Below are 14,236 nucleotides of genomic sequence, written 5' to 3'. Positions count from 1 at the left end.
CCGGGCCAGCGCCTCAGCGGTCACGGAGCTCGACCTCGGCTTCGACGGACATGCCGGGGCGGATGCGGCCATGCAACGGGTTGTCGGCCTCGAACACGATCTTCACCGGGATGCGTTGCACCACCTTGGTGAAGTTTCCGGTGGCGTTGTCCGGTGGCAGCAGGCTGAACTGCGCGCCGGAAGCGGCAAACAGGCTATCGATGCGGCCGTCGATAGGCGTGTCGGGGAAGGCGTCGAAGGTCAGGCGCGCCTTCTGCCCGTCGCGCATGCGGCCGACCTGGGTCTCCTTGAAGTTGGCCTGGACCCAGATGTCTTCGTCCGGCACCAGTGACAGCAAATGGGTACCAACCTGCACGTACTGGCCGTTGCGTGCGCTGCGCTGGCCGACCAGGCCGTTGATCGGCGAATGGATCAGGGTGCGTGACAGGTTGATTTCGGCTTGCGCCAGTTCGGTGCGGGCGCTGGCGATCTGCGCTTCCAGGCGCTTGATCTCGGCGCCCAGGGTGTCGCGCTGGACGCGTTGTGCCTCGAGGTCGGCGCGGGCCTTGGCCAGTTGCGAGCGAGCCACGTGGTTGTCGGCGGTGAGGGTGGTGACCCGTTCCTCGGAAACGTAGCCGGGCTTGCGCAGGGCTTCGGCGCGGTTCAGGTCGATCTGTGCGCGGCCGAGGGTTGCCTGGCTGGCGTTGACGTCGGCGGCGCTGGCGGCGATCAGGCTGCCCTGCTGCACCAGCTTGCTGCGCGCCTGGGCCAGTTCCGCCTCGCGGGTGGCCAGCGCGGCCTGGGCGCGCTCGACGGCGAGCTTGAAGTCGGCGTCTTCCAGGCGTACCAGTAGCTGCCCCTTGTCCACGTGCTGGTTGTCGCGCACCAGGACTTCCTCGACCCGCGCGCCCAACTGGCTGGCCACCCGCGTGATCTCGCCCTGGACGTAGGCGTTGTCGGTGCTTTCCACGTGGCGGCCGATGAACCACCAGTGGAGGAAGAAGGCCAGGGCGATCAGGCCGACGGCCACCAGGAAGACGGTCAGGCGACGTTTGAGTTGGGCGGGCATGGGTGGAGTGTTCCGTCGGCAAAATTCGGCCAATCTAGCAGTGTTCCGCCGGACGTTATAGGCGCTACACTTCGGACTCTTTGTTGCTTATAGGGAACAATAATGGGGCTTGATGATGCGCTGATCTTCACCCGCGTGGTGGAGTACCACAGCTTCACCCAGGCCGCGCAGAGCCTGGGCATGCAGAAGTCCACGGTGAGCCGGCGCATCGCCCTGCTGGAGGAGCGCCTGGGCGTGCGCCTGCTCAATCGCACCACCCGCAAGTTGCGCCTGACCGAAGTAGGGCAGGCCTACTACGAGCGCTGCCGGCAGATCATGCACGATTTCGCCGAGGCCGAGCAGGCGGTCATGCAGTTGCAACAGGCGCCGTCGGGATTGCTGCGGATCACCTCGCCGATAGAGTTCGGCCAGATGTTCCTCGCCAGCCTGCTGGGCGACTTCATGCGCCAGTACCCGCAGATCACCGCCGAGGTCGAGCTGGCCTCGCGCAGCGTCGATCCGCTGCAGGAGGGCGTCGACATCGTGATCATGGTCGGCCAGCCGGAGGATTCCACCCTGGTGGCCCGTCGCCTGCTCTCTACCAGCCGCTGGCTCTGCGCCAGCCCCGACTACCTGGCGGCGCACGGCACGCCGACATCGGTGGCCGAGCTTGCCGGGCATCGCGCGGTCCTTCTGTCCACCGACTCCCAGCGCTACTGGCCGCTTTCCGGAGACAGCCTGCCCTGCCAGCGGGTGCTGTCCTGCAACAACATCACCTTCGCCCGCGAGGCGGTGGTCGCCGGTGCCGGCATTGCCGCGCTACCGGCGCTGATCTGTGCGGAGAGCGTGCACAGCGGGCGTCTGGTGCGTTTGCTGGCGGACGTGCCGTTGCCGGTCGGCGAACTGTATGCGGTCTATCCTTCGCGGCGTTTCCAGGCGATGAAGGTCAAGGCCTTCCTCGATTTCCTGATCAGCCGCCTGCCGGCCGACACCGGTCGTTTACTGGAGCCGGAGGCGGCCCGCCTGATAACATCGCGCCCCTGAATTTCCGTTTTAACTTCCGCTTGGCAAGAGAGTCTCCATGACCACTGTTCGTACTCGCATCGCCCCGTCGCCGACGGGCGACCCGCACGTCGGTACCGCATACATCGCGCTGTTCAACCTGTGCTTCGCGCGTCAGCACGGCGGTCAGTTCATCCTGCGCATCGAGGACACCGACCAGCTGCGTTCGACGCGGGAGTCCGAGCAGCAGATCTACGACGCCCTGCGCTGGCTCGGCATCGAGTGGGACGAGGGCCCGGACGTCGGCGGCCCGCATGGCCCGTACCGGCAGAGCGAGCGCGGGCACATCTACAAGAAGTATTCGGACGAACTGGTCGAGAAGGGCCATGCCTTCACCTGCTTCTGCACGCCCGAGCGCCTCGATGCGGTTCGCGCCGAGCAGATGGCGCGCAAGGAAACCCCGCGCTACGACGGCCACTGCATGCACCTGCCGAAGGATGAGGTGCAGCGCCGCCTCGCCGCCGGCGAGTCCCATGTCACCCGCATGAAGGTGCCGACCGAGGGTGTCTGCGTGGTGCCGGACATGCTCCGCGGCGATGTCGAGATTCCGTGGGATCGCATGGACATGCAGGTGCTGATGAAGGCCGACGGCCTGCCCACCTACTTCCTCGCCAACGTGGTCGACGACCACCTGATGGGCATCACTCACGTCCTGCGCGGCGAAGAGTGGCTGCCGTCGGCGCCCAAGCTGATCAAGCTCTACGAGTATTTCGGCTGGGAGCAGCCGCAGCTGTGCTACATGCCGCTGCTGCGCAACCCGGACAAGAGCAAGCTGTCCAAGCGCAAGAACCCGACCTCTATCACCTTCTACGAACGCATGGGCTACCTGCCGCAGGCGCTGCTCAACTACCTTGGGCGGATGGGCTGGTCGATGCCGGACGAGCGCGAGAAATTCACCCTCGCCGAGATGATCGAGCATTTCGACCTGTCGCGCGTCTCCCTGGGCGGACCGATCTTCGACCTGGAGAAGCTCTCCTGGCTGAACGGGCAGTGGATCCGCGAGCAGTCCGTGGAGGAGTTCGCCCGTGAGGTGCAGAAGTGGGCGTTGAATCCCGAATACCTGATGAAGATCGCTCCGCACGTGCAGGGACGGGTGGAGAACTTCAGCCAGATCGCACCGCTGGCCGGATTCTTCTTCAGCGGCGGGGTGCCGCTGGACGCTTCGCTGTTCGAACACAAGAAGCTCGATCCGACCCAGGTCCGCCAGGTCCTGCAACTGGTGCTGTGGAAACTCGAATCCCTGCGCCAGTGGGAGAAGGAACGCATCACCGGCTGCATCCAGGCTGTCGCCGAGCACCTCCAGCTCAAGCTGCGCGACGTGATGCCGCTGATGTTCCCGGCCATCACCGGGCATGCCAGCTCGGTTTCGGTGCTGGACGCCATGGAGATTCTTGGCGCCGACCTGTCGCGCTATCGCTTGCGCCAGGCCCTGGAGCTGTTGGGGGGGGCGTCGAAAAAGGAAACCAAGGAGTGGGAGAAGATCCGCGACGCCATTCCCGGCTGACCGGCTTTCTTCCACAGTCGATGACGAGGCCCGCCCAGTTGCGGGCCTCGTTTTTTGGGGAGGGGAGGTAAGTGATTGTTCTTCCGGTAAAATTTTTTAGGTTTCGATGAAAAATAATGTTGACAGCCTCAAGCCTCACCCTTAGTATGCGCCCCGTCTTCACGACGAACTCAACGAAGTGAAGCGATCCAGCGGTACTTTGGGGCTATAGCTCAGCTGGGAGAGCGCTTGCATGGCATGCAAGAGGTCGACGGTTCGATCCCGTCTAGCTCCACCAAATTGCCGGGAATACGCGGTTGGTTTTGCGGATTCCTACGAAGGTTTCGTCCCCTTCGTCTAGTGGCCTAGGACACCGCCCTTTCACGGCGGTAACAGGGGTTCGAGTCCCCTAGGGGACGCCACTTCATGTTCATCCGTCCCAGCAATGGATGAGCGTGTCGATGACCGGAAGGTTGTCGAAGCGATCGGAAGATCGCCCGCCTGATGGCGAATTCGGGGCTATAGCTCAGCTGGGAGAGCGCTTGCATGGCATGCAAGAGGTCGACGGTTCGATCCCGTCTAGCTCCACCACATTCCAAGGCCAGCATCGCTGGCCTTACTTTTCGAAGGTTTCATTGTCCCCTTCGTCTAGTGGCCTAGGACACCGCCCTTTCACGGCGGTAACAGGGGTTCGAGTCCCCTAGGGGACGCCACTTTTTCCCGCTCTGCGGGGCTCTATAGGGCCATTCCGAATTGGAATGGCCCTTTTGTTTTTTCCCTTTTCGAATTTCCTGACAGACGGTCCGGCCGTACGCTTGCCGATTTTTATTATGCATATAATATTTCACTCATAATATTTTCGGAGATCGTCATGAGCGACAAGAAAACCCAGACCCGTGCCCGCATCCTCGGTGCCGCCACCCAGGCCCTGCTCGAGCGGGGCGCCGTCGAGCCTAGCGTCGGGGAAGTGATGGGCGCGGCGGGGCTCACCGTCGGCGGCTTCTATGCCCACTTCCAGAGCAAGGATGCGCTGATGCTCGAGGCATTCGAGCAATTGCTCGGCAAGCGCCGCGAACTGCTCGGCGAACTCGACCCCGGATTGTCGGGAAAGGAGCGTCGGGCCTTGGCGGCCGCCTTCTACCTGTCGCGCAAGCATCGGGACGCACAGGTCGACGCCGGTTGTCCGCTGCCGGCGACCCTCGCCGAGGTGGCGCGCCTGCCGGAGGGGTTTCGCGAGGTCTTGAGCAGGCATGTCGAGATCATGGTCGCCAGCCTGGCGGAAAGTCCCGAGGAAACCGACGTCGCCCTGGCCGACCTGGTGTTGATGATTGGCGGTTTGGCGCTGGCCCGGGCATTGGGGCCGGGCGAGCTGTCCGACCGGGTTCTGCGTGCCGCCAAGCAGGCGGTGAACTGAGGAGGTGCGAGATGAGCAGCCTGACCTGGATTCGCGGTTTCAACGGGACGATCGGCCGCATCGCGCCGCGTTGGACGGCCGAGCGTATGCGTCGGGCGTTCATGATGCCTGGCGAGTGGCCGCCGAAGGATTGGGAGCTGCCGCTGCTGGCCAGCTCGGAGCGCGTCACTCTGCGCTTCGGGCTGTCGGTGTTGCGCTGGGGCGAGGGGCCGGCAGTCCTGCTGCTGCATGGCTGGGCCGGCAGGCCGACACAGTTCGCCCATCTGATCGAGCAACTGGTCGGCGCGGGTTATTCGGTGTATGCCCTCGATGCGCCGGCCCATGGCCGCTCGCCGGGCAGGGAGGCGAACGTGGTGCTGTTCGCCCATGCCTTGCTGGAGGCCGCTGGCGAGTTGCCGCCGCTGCGTGCGGTGGTCGGTCATTCCCTGGGTGGCGCGGCGGCGTTGCTGGCGGCCCAGATGGGGCTGCGCAGCGAAGCGCTGGTGACGGTCTCGGCGCCGTCGCGGATTCTCGAACAGTTGCGCCTGTTCGCTCGTTTCGTCGGTTTGCCGGCCCTGGCTCGCTCGCATTTCATCCGCCTGGTCGAGCGTCAGGCGGGCATATCCGCGGCGTGCCTGGATGTGGCGCGCTACCGTCTGGAAATGCCCGGACTGGTGGTGCATGCCGACGACGACCCGCGCGTAGCGGTGGAAAATGCCGAGCGCATCCATGCCGCCTGGCCGGCCAGTCGCTTGCTGCGCCTGCCGGGCGGCGGCCACCACCGACTGCTCGGCGAGCGCAGGCTGAGCGAGTCGCTGCTGGCGCTGCTCGAGGAGCGTCCGGCGATGCGCGCTTGCCGGCGCGTGGAAAAGACGGCGAGCGCTTCCTGAGGCGCGTAGCAGAGGGGTTGTCGTTGTCCTGACCTCGGTTCTTCGGTAAAAAGCGCTGTGGCCCGCGCGGAGCGATCCGGCGGGGCGAGCCGTTTCGAATCGAGGAATGCCCATGACATTGCCGCTGGATCGGGTCCTGCTGCAGGCCAGCCCGGTATTGCCGGTGCTGGTGATCGAGGACGTGGCGCTGGCGCCCGACCTGGCGCGCGCGTTGTATGCGGGCGGCGTCACGGTGCTGGAAGTGACGCTGCGCACGCCGCAGGCGCTGGACGCGATCGCCGCCATCCATCGCGAGGTGCCCGAGGTCCTGCTGGGGGCGGGTACCCTGATTCACACCGAGCAGTTTCTCGAGGCACGCGACGCGGGCGCGCAGTTCGCCGTCAGCCCCGGATGCACGCCGCGCCTTGCCGCCGCCGCGGAGGATGCCGGCCTGCCATACCTGCCCGGGGTGATGACGCCTTCGGAAGTGTTGCTGGCGCTGGAGTACGGTTATCGCTCGCTGAAGCTGTTCCCGGCCGATGGCACTGCCAGCGTGAAAATGCTGAAAAGCCTGAAGGGGCCGTTCACCGGCATCCGCTTCTGCCCGACCGGCGGGGTCAACCTGGACAACCTGCTGAATTTCCTCCGCCTGCCCAATGTCGCCTGTGTCGGCGGCACCTGGCTGGCGCCGCCGAGCCTGATCCGGGCGCGGGCCTGGGATCAGATCACACAACTGGCCAGGGAAGCGCGCGAACTGGCCGGCAGCCTGGAGCAGCATTGATGAATTGGGACTACGCCGATCCGTTCGTGATCGACCTCAGGGTCCTCGCCGAGGACATCGACGGGCTCGGCCACGCGAACAACGCCGTCTACGTCAGTTGGCTGGAGCGCTGCGCCTGGCGCCACTCGCAGCGGCTGGGCCTGGACCTGGCCGAGTACCGCCGGCTGGACCGGGCGATGGCGGTGCTGCGCCACGAGATCGACTACCTGGCCGCGGCCTACGAGGGCGACGAACTGCAACTGGCGACCTGGATCGTCGAGTCCGACCAGCGCCTGCGGATGAACCGGCGCTTCCAGTTGGTACGCCCGGCGGATGGCGCCACGCTGCTGCGGGCGCAGACCACCTTCGTCTGCATCGAACTGTCCAGCGGCAAGCCGAAGCGGATGCCGGCGGAGTTCATCGACGGCTATGGCCAGGCTCTGCTAGCCGGGGCCTGACCCGTCGCGCGTCGGCCGGCAGGCATTCGCACTTTGTTCCGGGCGGCGGATTCTCTAGAATCCGCCGCCTGTCATTTTCGAGGTAGTGGTTCGTGCAAATCGCCCTGGCACCGATGGAAGGTCTGGTGGATGAAATCCTCCGCGACGTGCTGACCCGCGTCGGCGGCATCGATTGGTGCGTCACCGAATTCATCCGCATCACCGATCGCCTGCTGCCGGCCACGGCTTTCCACAAGCTGGCGCCGGAGCTGCGCGACGGCAGCCGGACCCGCGCCGGGACGCCGATGCGTGTGCAGTTGCTCGGCTCCGATCCTGCGTGCCTGGCGGATAACGCCGCGTTCGCCTGTGAGCTGGGCGCCCCGGTGATCGACCTGAACTTCGGTTGTCCGGCCAAGACCGTGAACCGCTCGCGCGGCGGCGCGGTATTGCTCAAGGAGCCGGAGCTGATGCACGACATCGTCGCCGCCGTGCGTCGCGCGGTGCCGAGCGAGATTGCGGTGACCTCGAAGATGCGCCTGGGCTACGACAGTCCCGACGGCGCCCTGGATTGTGCGCGGGCCCTGGCCGACGGCGGCTCGGCCCATGTAGTGGTGCATGCCCGGACCAAGGTCGATGGCTACAGGCCGCCGGCGCACTGGGAATGGGTGGCGCGGGTGGCCGAGGCGGTGCGCGTGCCGGTGTTCGCCAATGGCGAGGTGTGGACGCTCGACGACTACCTGCGTTGTCGCGAGGTCAGCGGGGTGGAGGACATCATGCTCGGTCGCGGCCTGGTCTCGCGTCCTGGCCTGGCTCGGCAGATCGCCGCCTGGCGCGATGGCGGCGAAATCCGCGAGATGCCCTGGAGCGAGCTGTTGCCGCTGCTGCGCGACTTCTGGCTACAGGCCCGGCGCAAGCTCGCCCCGCGCTATGCCCCGGGGCGTCTCAAGCAGTGGCTGGGCATGCTCACGCGCACCTATCCCGAAGCCGTCGAGCTGTTCGCGCGGATTCGCCGGGAAAGCGATTGCGAAACCATCGACCGGCTGTTGCAGGTGTCGTTCAGCCAGGCGGCCTAGCTTGCGTAGCAGGCCTAGCGGCCGCCGCTGACATCGATGAAGGTGCCGGTGCTGTAGCTGGCTTCGTCCGACGCCAGCCAGAGAATCGCCCGCGCGACTTCCTCCGCCGTACCGCCGCGTCCTAGCGGTATGCCGCCCTTCAGGCGTTCGATACGGCCGGGCTCGCCGCCGCTGGCGTGGATCTCGGTATCGATCAGTCCGGGCCGCACCGCGTTGACCCGGATACCCTCCGCCGCCACTTCCCTGGCCAGCCCGATGGTCATGCTGTCGATGGCGCCCTTGGCGGCGGCATAGTCGATGTATTCGTTGGGCGATCCCAGCCGCGAGGCCATCGAGGATACGTTGACGATGCTGCCGCCGCGCCCGCCGTGGCGGGTCGACAGGCGCTTCACCGCCTCGCGGGCGCAGAGGAAGCTGCCGGTCACGTTGGTCGCGAATACCCTGTGCAGGCGCGCCGCGTCGATGTTTTCCAGGCGCGTCTGCGCTTCCAGCACGCCGGCGTTGTTGACCAGCACGTCGAGGCGGCCGAAACGTTCGTCGATGGCGGCGAACAGCCGCTCGACATCGCCTTCCTCGGCTACGTCGGCCGCCACCGCCAGGGCTTCGCCGCCCTGGCGCTCGATGCGCTGGCGCAGCGCTTCGGCGGCCTCGCGGTTGCGCAGATAGTTGAGGACGACCGCATAGCCGCGTTCGGCGGCGAGCAGAGCGGTGGCGGCGCCGATGCCGCGGCTGGCTCCGGTGATCAGCATGACGTTGCGCATGATGATGCTCCCCAGGTCAGTAGCGAGTGAAGGTCAGGTAGTCGGCGTCCCAGCCCAGGCCCTGCCAGAACAGGTTGGACAGCGGCGCGTCAAGGGCCGATTGCGCGCGGATCAGGCCGGCGCCGCGCGAACGCAGGGCCTCCTCGGCACTGCCCACCAGTTCCCGGGCCAGGCCCTGGCGGCGGGCCTGCGGCAATACATAGAGCTCTGCGATCTCTCCGACCCGTGCCTGACCGTCCTCGATCTGCCACAGGTGGGCGAGGATGAAACCGCGGGGATGCTGCTGGGCCTCCGCCAGCCAGAGTAAGCGGTTGCGCGAGGCGGCCAGGAGCAGTGCCTGGATCGCCTGTTGGTCGCCGGCATCCAGGGTTTCCCCGGCTTCGCGGACATTGGCTTGCCAGAGCGCGGCCACCGCGGGGACGTCGTCGGCGCTGGCCAGGCGAACCCGGTGTTGCTCTGGCGTCGCATCGAGCTCCTGGCCGACCCGCAGCAGGTTGCCGTCGGGATCGACCAGGGCGAATTCGCGCATGCCCCAGGGCTGGTCTTCCAGGGCCGTGATGCGTGGAATCCCCTGGCCGCCTAGGCCGAGGGCCGCGGCCTGGCGATGCAGCGCCTGGGCGTCCTCCAGGCGCAGGTAGGCAGCGCTGCAATTGGTCTTCGGTTCGAGCGCTTCGAACAGCGACAGGTGCAGCTCCAGGGCGCCGCGCTGGAGGATGGCGTAGGTCGGATAGCGAGCGCCAAGGTGGAAGCCGAGGGACTGGTAGAAGGCGCTGGCGCTGTCCAGATCGCGGCAGGGGAAGGTCGGGATTGCGCGTTCCATGGCGACGGTTCTCGAAAGGATGAGTTTCGATCTGAGCACGACGAACGGTCGTTCTCAAGGCTCTTGAAATACTTCCGACGATCCCTATCTAGTTCGTGCGGGATGCCGAAGACGGGTTCCGCATCAGAGTACTTGCTGATAATTCAGGAGATTCGCAATGAGCAACGCTTTTTCCCTCGCCCCGCTGTTCCGTCATTCCGTAGGCTTCGATCGCTTCAACGATCTGTTCGAGTCGGCCCTGCGCAATGAGGCCGGGAGTACCTACCCGCCCTACAACGTCGAAAAGCACGGTGACGACGAGTATCGCATCGTCATCGCCGCCGCCGGCTTCCAGGAAGAAGACCTGGACCTGCAGGTCGAGCGCGGCGTGCTGACCGTCAGTGGCGGCAAGCGCGAGAAGTCCACGGACAACGTGACCTACCTGCACCAGGGCATCGCCCAGCGCGCCTTCAAGCTGTCGTTCCGCCTCGCCGACCATATCGAGGTCAAGGCGGCTTCGCTGGCCAACGGCCTGCTGAACATCGACCTGGTCCGGCTGGTTCCGGAAGAAGCCAAGCCGAAGCGTATCGCCATCAATGGCCAGCGCCCGGCACTGGACAACCAGTAACCGTCAGCGGTGATCGAAAAAAGGCGCCTTCGGGCGCCTTTTTTCATTTCGTTGCGCTATCGGCCCGGGGCTCTGCCGGTGTGCCGTCAGGCACCTCGTCCAGCAGGACGTCGAGGTCGACGGCGGCCGCCATCGCCCGGTTGCCTTCGTCGCTGGGGTGCAGATGGTCGCCGGAGTCGTAGCGCGCGGCGAGCCGCGACGGCTGCTCCGGATCGCGCAATGCCGCGTCGAAGTCGATCACCGCATCGAAGGCGCCGGCATGACGGATCCACTCGTTAACCTGCCTGCGCAGGGCTTCCTTGGTGGGCTGGTAATAATCGCTCAACGGCGTGCCGGGCAGTGCGCCCTCGAACGGCGTGAGGGTCGCGCCGACGACCCGGATACCCCGGTTGTGTGCCCGTTCGATCAATTGCCGGTAGCCGGCGATCAGCGCTTCCAGGGTGGGCGGTGCGGCATTCCGGGCGAAAGCGGTACCGGGCCAGGCAATGTCGTTGATGCCGAGCATCACCACCATGCTGCTTGCGCCTGGCTGGGCCAGTACGTCGTGGTCCAGACGTGCCAGCGCGCTCGCGCCCATGCCGTCGCTCAGCAGGCGGGCGCCGGAAATCCCCGCATTGACCACGGCGACGCCATGCGGGGCCAGGCGTTCGGCGAGGAAGTCCGGCCAACGGCTGTTCCGGTCGAGGCTGGCGCTGGCTCCGTCGGTGATCGAGTCGCCGAGCGTCACCAGCGTCCGCGTTGCCGTTTCGGTTTCGACCAGGATACCTGTCAACAGCAGGCGCGCGGTGGTGCTCTGGCTGTCCGCCGCGTCCAACTGCAATGCGTGGCTTTGGGTCTGCTCGCCGGCGACGATCCAGCCCGTCTGGCGGCCGTCCCAGTGGAAGGTTTCCATGGGCGTGGCGGTCGGCAGGTAGAGACTCACCAGCACCTGCGAGAGCGCGGCCACCGGCATCGCCACCGGATCGCTGAGTAGCGTGGCGCCGGGCGCGATGGTCGCCGTCCGGCGTCCGCCAAAGGTCACGTCATGCAGGCTGCCGGTGGCGACCGCGGCGCGCTCGGAACCGGGTTTGGCCAGGGTGGCCCGGCCGATCCGGATCGGGCGCTTTCCATAGGTATTTGCCAGGACGATGCGCACGCGTGTTCCTCCCAGGCTGATTCGCGCCAGTTGCCGCACCGTCTGGTCGTGCAGTTCGGCCGGCACGTTGCTGGGAAACAGGAAGTCCTCAGCCCAGACCGGCTGCGGGCTGGCCTGCCAGCTGGCGGTCCAGGAAGCGGCCGGCGCGGCGCAGGCGTACAACAGGCTCGTCGCGAGCGCGAAGGCCCGGGTTGCGCTGGAGGTCGCGGCGGGAAGTCTTTCGATGGGGCGTTTCATGTCGTTGAATTCAGTGGTTATCCTGTAGCTGATGATGAATTCAAAGATTTAAGGGAAATAGACCGTAGCGGGGAACATCATTTATGAAGCGAAATCATCAGGCAGGGCGCCATGGCCCGGCTTGAAGTCAACCGTTCCGGCGAACTGGAGGTGTTTGCCCGGGTCGTCGAGTCGGGGGGCTTTTCCGCCGCCGCTCGACGTTGCGGCATGACGCCCTCGGCAGTCAGCAAGCTGATCACCCGGCTCGAACAGCGCCTGGGAACCCGCTTGCTGAACCGCTCCACCCGTCAATTGCAACTGACGCCCGAGGGATGCACGTTCTACGAGCGCGGGGTGCGTATCCTGGCCGACCTGGAGGAAGCCGAGCGGTGTGCGAGCGAAAACGCGGCGCCGCGCGGGCGCTTGCGAGTCAACGCCAACGTGCCTTTCGGACATCATTTCCTGCTGCCGCTGGTGCCCGAGTTCCTCGCGCAGCATCCCGAGGTGACGCTGGATATCGTGCTGACCGATGAGGTCGTCGACATCCTCGAGCAGCGCACCGACGTGGCCGTGCGCGCGGGGCCGCTGAAAAGCTCGAGCCTGGTGGCGCGCAAGCTGGGGAGCACGCGCATGCTGATCGTCGGTGCGCCGGCCTACCTGGCCCGGCATGGCATGCCGGCCACGCCGCAGGCGCTGCTGGGGCACAACCGCCTCGGCGCCAACTATGTGCGAACGCGCTCCGGCTGGCCGCTGCGGGACGCCGGCGAGGAACTCGTGGTGCCGTTGTCGGGCAACGCCCAGGCCAGCGATGGCGAGGCGCTGCGCCGTCTGGCCGTGGCCGGCCTGGGCCTGGCGCGGCTGGCCGCGTTCCAGGTGCGCGAGGACATAGCCGCCGGTCGCCTGATTCCCGTGCTCGAGGCATACAACCCGGGCGACCTGGAGGAAGTCCACGCCGTCTACGTCGGCCAGGGCGGCTATCTGCCGCTGCGCGTGCGGGCGTTCCTGGACTTTCTGGCGGAGCGCGTCGATATGAGCCAGGGTTGATCGCAGTGCTACATGAATACGCCGATTCCGCGGCCGAAAGCTTTTCTTCCTAGCGCTTCAGTAACAGGAGGCAATCCAGATGAGCGATGACATCCAGCGTTACCCCAGCAGCCTGCCGTTTCCCTTTTCCCGCGCGGTGCGGGCCGGCGGCTTCCTGTTTCTTTCCGGACAGGTGCCGATGAGTCCGACCGGCGAGGTGGTACGTGGCGATATCCAGACCCAGACCGAAGCGGTGATGGCACGCATCGGCGAGACCCTGGAGAGCTGTGGCGCGCGTTTCGACCAACTGGTGAAGGTCACCGTCTGGCTGTCGGACATGGCCCACTTCGCCGGTTTCAACGAGGTCTACCAGCGTCATGTGCAGGGGGCCTTGCCGGTACGCTCGACGGTGACCGCCGGGCTGGCGCTGGGGGTCGACGTGGAGGTCGAGGTGCAGGCGTGGGTCGGCGAGGGCTGAGTCGCGAGGGCATTGGCATGCAGGTCGGGTGAGCGCTGGCCGCGGACGGCGAAGAGGGAAGGGCCTACCCGTGGCGTCCGACCTGAATCGCTTCAGGCCGCTGGAGTGCCGTTGCCGAATGCCTGTTCGTCGAGCAGGCGCATGAAGGCGCGCGCGGCGTTCGACAGGGTCCGCTCGGTGTGCAGGATGTAGCCGAGCTGGCGGCTGAGCTGGATGTCCTGTAGCGGCAGGCGCACCACCTGGTCGTCGAGCATGGTCCGCGGCAGCACGCTCCAGGCCAGGCCGATGGAGACCATCATCTTGATGGTCTCCAGGTAGTTGGTGCTCATGGCGATGTTCGGCGTCAGCCCTTCGGCTTCGAACATGCGCCGCACGATGTGGTGGGTGAAGGTGTTGCCGCCGGGGAATACCGCGGGGTGCTTGGCGACGTCGGCGAGGAACACCGTGCCCTGTCGGGCCAGCGGGTGCTCCGGGGCGGCGACGAAGTCCAGCGGGTCGTCCCACACCGGGACTGCGCGCACCGGTTCGGCGGTTTCCGGGGCCAGGGTGATCACCGCCAGCTCCGCACGGCCATGAAGGATCTCCTCGTAGGCCACTTCCGAATCCAGGAACTGGATATCCAGCGCCACCTGCGGATGCGCCCGGGTGAAGGCGCGCAGCAGCGGCGGCAGGCGATGCAGGCCGATGTGGTGGCTGGTGGCCAGGACCAGCCGGCCGCTGACCTCGCCGGTGAGGTTGTTCAGCGCCCGGCGGGTGTCGTCGAGCACGTTGAGCAACTGGTAGGCGCGCGGCAGCAGGGCGCGCCCGGCCTCGGTGAGGTTGACCTCGCGGCCGACCCGGTCGAACAGCCGGGCATTGAGCTGCTGTTCGAGGGCGGCGATGCGCTTGCTCACCGCCGGTTGGGTCAGGTGCAGGCGCTCGCCGGCCTCGGAGAAGCTGCCGGTCTCGGCAATGGCGATGAAGGTGTTGAGGCTGTTCAGGTCCATTGCGGGCCTCCGCTGGTTTCGGCTGCCCGGAGCTTAGCGCCAATGGATTCCTGTTGGGAATGCTTTGGATGAAAAATATGAATTTGAGTTATTCGTAGACAAGCCA

General features: G+C 66.2%; 15 protein-coding genes and 4 tRNA genes. 14 read left to right on the top strand and 5 right to left on the bottom strand.

Features of this window, described 5'->3' with window-relative positions:
• Nucleotides 1-13: 13 nt before the first annotated feature.
• Complete coding sequence (locus FOC67_RS16795) at nt 14-1,048, bottom strand: HlyD family secretion protein (RefSeq protein WP_003091421.1); 1,035 nt, start codon at nt 1,046-1,048, stop codon at nt 14-16.
• A gap of 102 nt (nt 1,049-1,150) precedes the next feature.
• Between FOC67_RS16795 and FOC67_RS16790 the strand changes: the two genes are divergently transcribed.
• The 11 genes from FOC67_RS16790 to FOC67_RS16740 all read left to right on the top strand — a co-directional run bounded on the left by FOC67_RS16790 (nt 1,151) and on the right by FOC67_RS16740 (nt 8,104).
• Entirely contained in the window at nt 1,151-2,071 is a 921-nt protein-coding gene (locus FOC67_RS16790) for a LysR family transcriptional regulator (protein WP_003091419.1), read from the top strand.
• A 37-nt stretch (nt 2,072-2,108) separates the two neighbouring features.
• Nucleotides 2,109-3,593 carry a glutamate--tRNA ligase gene (gene gltX / locus FOC67_RS16785; protein WP_003104596.1) on the top strand — a complete coding sequence of 495 codons (1,485 nt, stop codon included), beginning with the start codon at nt 2,109-2,111 and terminating at the stop codon, nt 3,591-3,593.
• Nucleotides 3,594-3,794: 201 nt separating this feature from the next.
• A tRNA-Ala gene (locus FOC67_RS16780) sits at nt 3,795-3,870 on the top strand.
• A gap of 48 nt (nt 3,871-3,918) precedes the next feature.
• Nucleotides 3,919-3,994, top strand: a tRNA-Glu gene (locus FOC67_RS16775).
• A 93-nt stretch (nt 3,995-4,087) separates the two neighbouring features.
• A tRNA-Ala gene (locus FOC67_RS16770) sits at nt 4,088-4,163 on the top strand.
• A gap of 46 nt (nt 4,164-4,209) precedes the next feature.
• Nucleotides 4,210-4,285: transfer RNA gene (locus FOC67_RS16765), tRNA-Glu, on the top strand.
• 158 nt (nt 4,286-4,443) lie between these two features.
• A complete protein-coding gene (locus FOC67_RS16760) occupies nt 4,444-4,986 on the top strand; it encodes a TetR/AcrR family transcriptional regulator (protein ID WP_003091415.1) in 543 nt (180 codons plus the stop codon).
• A gap of 11 nt (nt 4,987-4,997) precedes the next feature.
• Nucleotides 4,998-5,855, top strand: a complete 858-nt coding sequence (locus tag FOC67_RS16755) for an alpha/beta fold hydrolase (RefSeq protein ID WP_003107646.1) — start codon at nt 4,998-5,000, stop codon at nt 5,853-5,855.
• 112 nt (nt 5,856-5,967) lie between these two features.
• The gene (locus FOC67_RS16750; protein WP_003091412.1) at nt 5,968-6,615 is read left to right on the top strand and encodes a bifunctional 4-hydroxy-2-oxoglutarate aldolase/2-dehydro-3-deoxy-phosphogluconate aldolase; all 648 of its coding nucleotides are present in this window, start codon (nt 5,968-5,970) and stop codon (nt 6,613-6,615) included.
• On the top strand, nt 6,615-7,052 hold the full coding sequence (locus FOC67_RS16745; RefSeq protein WP_003107647.1) for a thioesterase family protein: 438 nt from the start codon (nt 6,615-6,617) through the stop codon (nt 7,050-7,052). The genes FOC67_RS16750 and FOC67_RS16745 overlap by 1 nt, the downstream gene beginning before the upstream one ends.
• A gap of 92 nt (nt 7,053-7,144) precedes the next feature.
• Nucleotides 7,145-8,104 (top strand): tRNA dihydrouridine(16) synthase DusC, encoded by a 960-nt coding sequence (locus FOC67_RS16740; RefSeq protein ID WP_003104220.1) that lies wholly within the window; start codon nt 7,145-7,147, stop codon nt 8,102-8,104.
• A gap of 14 nt (nt 8,105-8,118) precedes the next feature.
• On the opposite strand, the gene FOC67_RS16735 is transcribed toward FOC67_RS16740, so the two are convergent.
• Together FOC67_RS16735 and FOC67_RS16730 are read right to left on the bottom strand one after the other, a co-directional pair.
• The gene (locus FOC67_RS16735) at nt 8,119-8,865 is read right to left on the bottom strand and encodes an SDR family oxidoreductase (RefSeq protein WP_003091407.1); all 747 of its coding nucleotides are present in this window, start codon (nt 8,863-8,865) and stop codon (nt 8,119-8,121) included.
• A 16-nt stretch (nt 8,866-8,881) separates the two neighbouring features.
• Complete coding sequence (locus FOC67_RS16730; protein WP_003130549.1) at nt 8,882-9,685, bottom strand: glyoxalase/bleomycin resistance/extradiol dioxygenase family protein; 804 nt, start codon at nt 9,683-9,685, stop codon at nt 8,882-8,884.
• Nucleotides 9,686-9,842: 157 nt separating this feature from the next.
• Between FOC67_RS16730 and FOC67_RS16725 the strand changes: the two genes are divergently transcribed.
• Nucleotides 9,843-10,292: an Hsp20 family protein gene (locus tag FOC67_RS16725; protein WP_003091405.1), complete on the top strand. Its 450-nt coding sequence runs from the start codon at nt 9,843-9,845 to the stop codon at nt 10,290-10,292.
• Nucleotides 10,293-10,335: 43 nt separating this feature from the next.
• On the opposite strand, the gene FOC67_RS16720 is transcribed toward FOC67_RS16725, so the two are convergent.
• Entirely contained in the window at nt 10,336-11,664 is a 1,329-nt protein-coding gene (locus tag FOC67_RS16720; protein ID WP_009313770.1) for an SGNH/GDSL hydrolase family protein, read from the bottom strand.
• Between the two features lie 111 nt (nt 11,665-11,775).
• On the opposite strand from FOC67_RS16720, the gene FOC67_RS16715 reads away from it, so the two are divergent.
• Together FOC67_RS16715 and FOC67_RS16710 are read left to right on the top strand one after the other, a co-directional pair.
• Nucleotides 11,776-12,687, top strand: a complete 912-nt coding sequence (locus tag FOC67_RS16715) for a LysR substrate-binding domain-containing protein (protein ID WP_003111185.1) — start codon at nt 11,776-11,778, stop codon at nt 12,685-12,687.
• Between the two features lie 79 nt (nt 12,688-12,766).
• A complete protein-coding gene (locus FOC67_RS16710) occupies nt 12,767-13,144 on the top strand; it encodes a RidA family protein (RefSeq protein ID WP_003091402.1) in 378 nt (125 codons plus the stop codon).
• A 92-nt stretch (nt 13,145-13,236) separates the two neighbouring features.
• Here FOC67_RS16710 and FOC67_RS16705 read toward each other — a convergent pair whose 3' ends face one another.
• Nucleotides 13,237-14,130, bottom strand: a complete 894-nt coding sequence (locus FOC67_RS16705; RefSeq protein ID WP_003091401.1) for a LysR family transcriptional regulator — start codon at nt 14,128-14,130, stop codon at nt 13,237-13,239.
• Nucleotides 14,131-14,236: the final 106 nt, after the last annotated feature.

Source organism: Pseudomonas sp. FDAARGOS_761 (assembly GCF_013343155.1).
GTDB lineage: Bacteria > Pseudomonadota > Gammaproteobacteria > Pseudomonadales > Pseudomonadaceae > Pseudomonas > Pseudomonas aeruginosa.
This window is presented reverse-complemented; position numbering and strand designations above follow the sequence as displayed.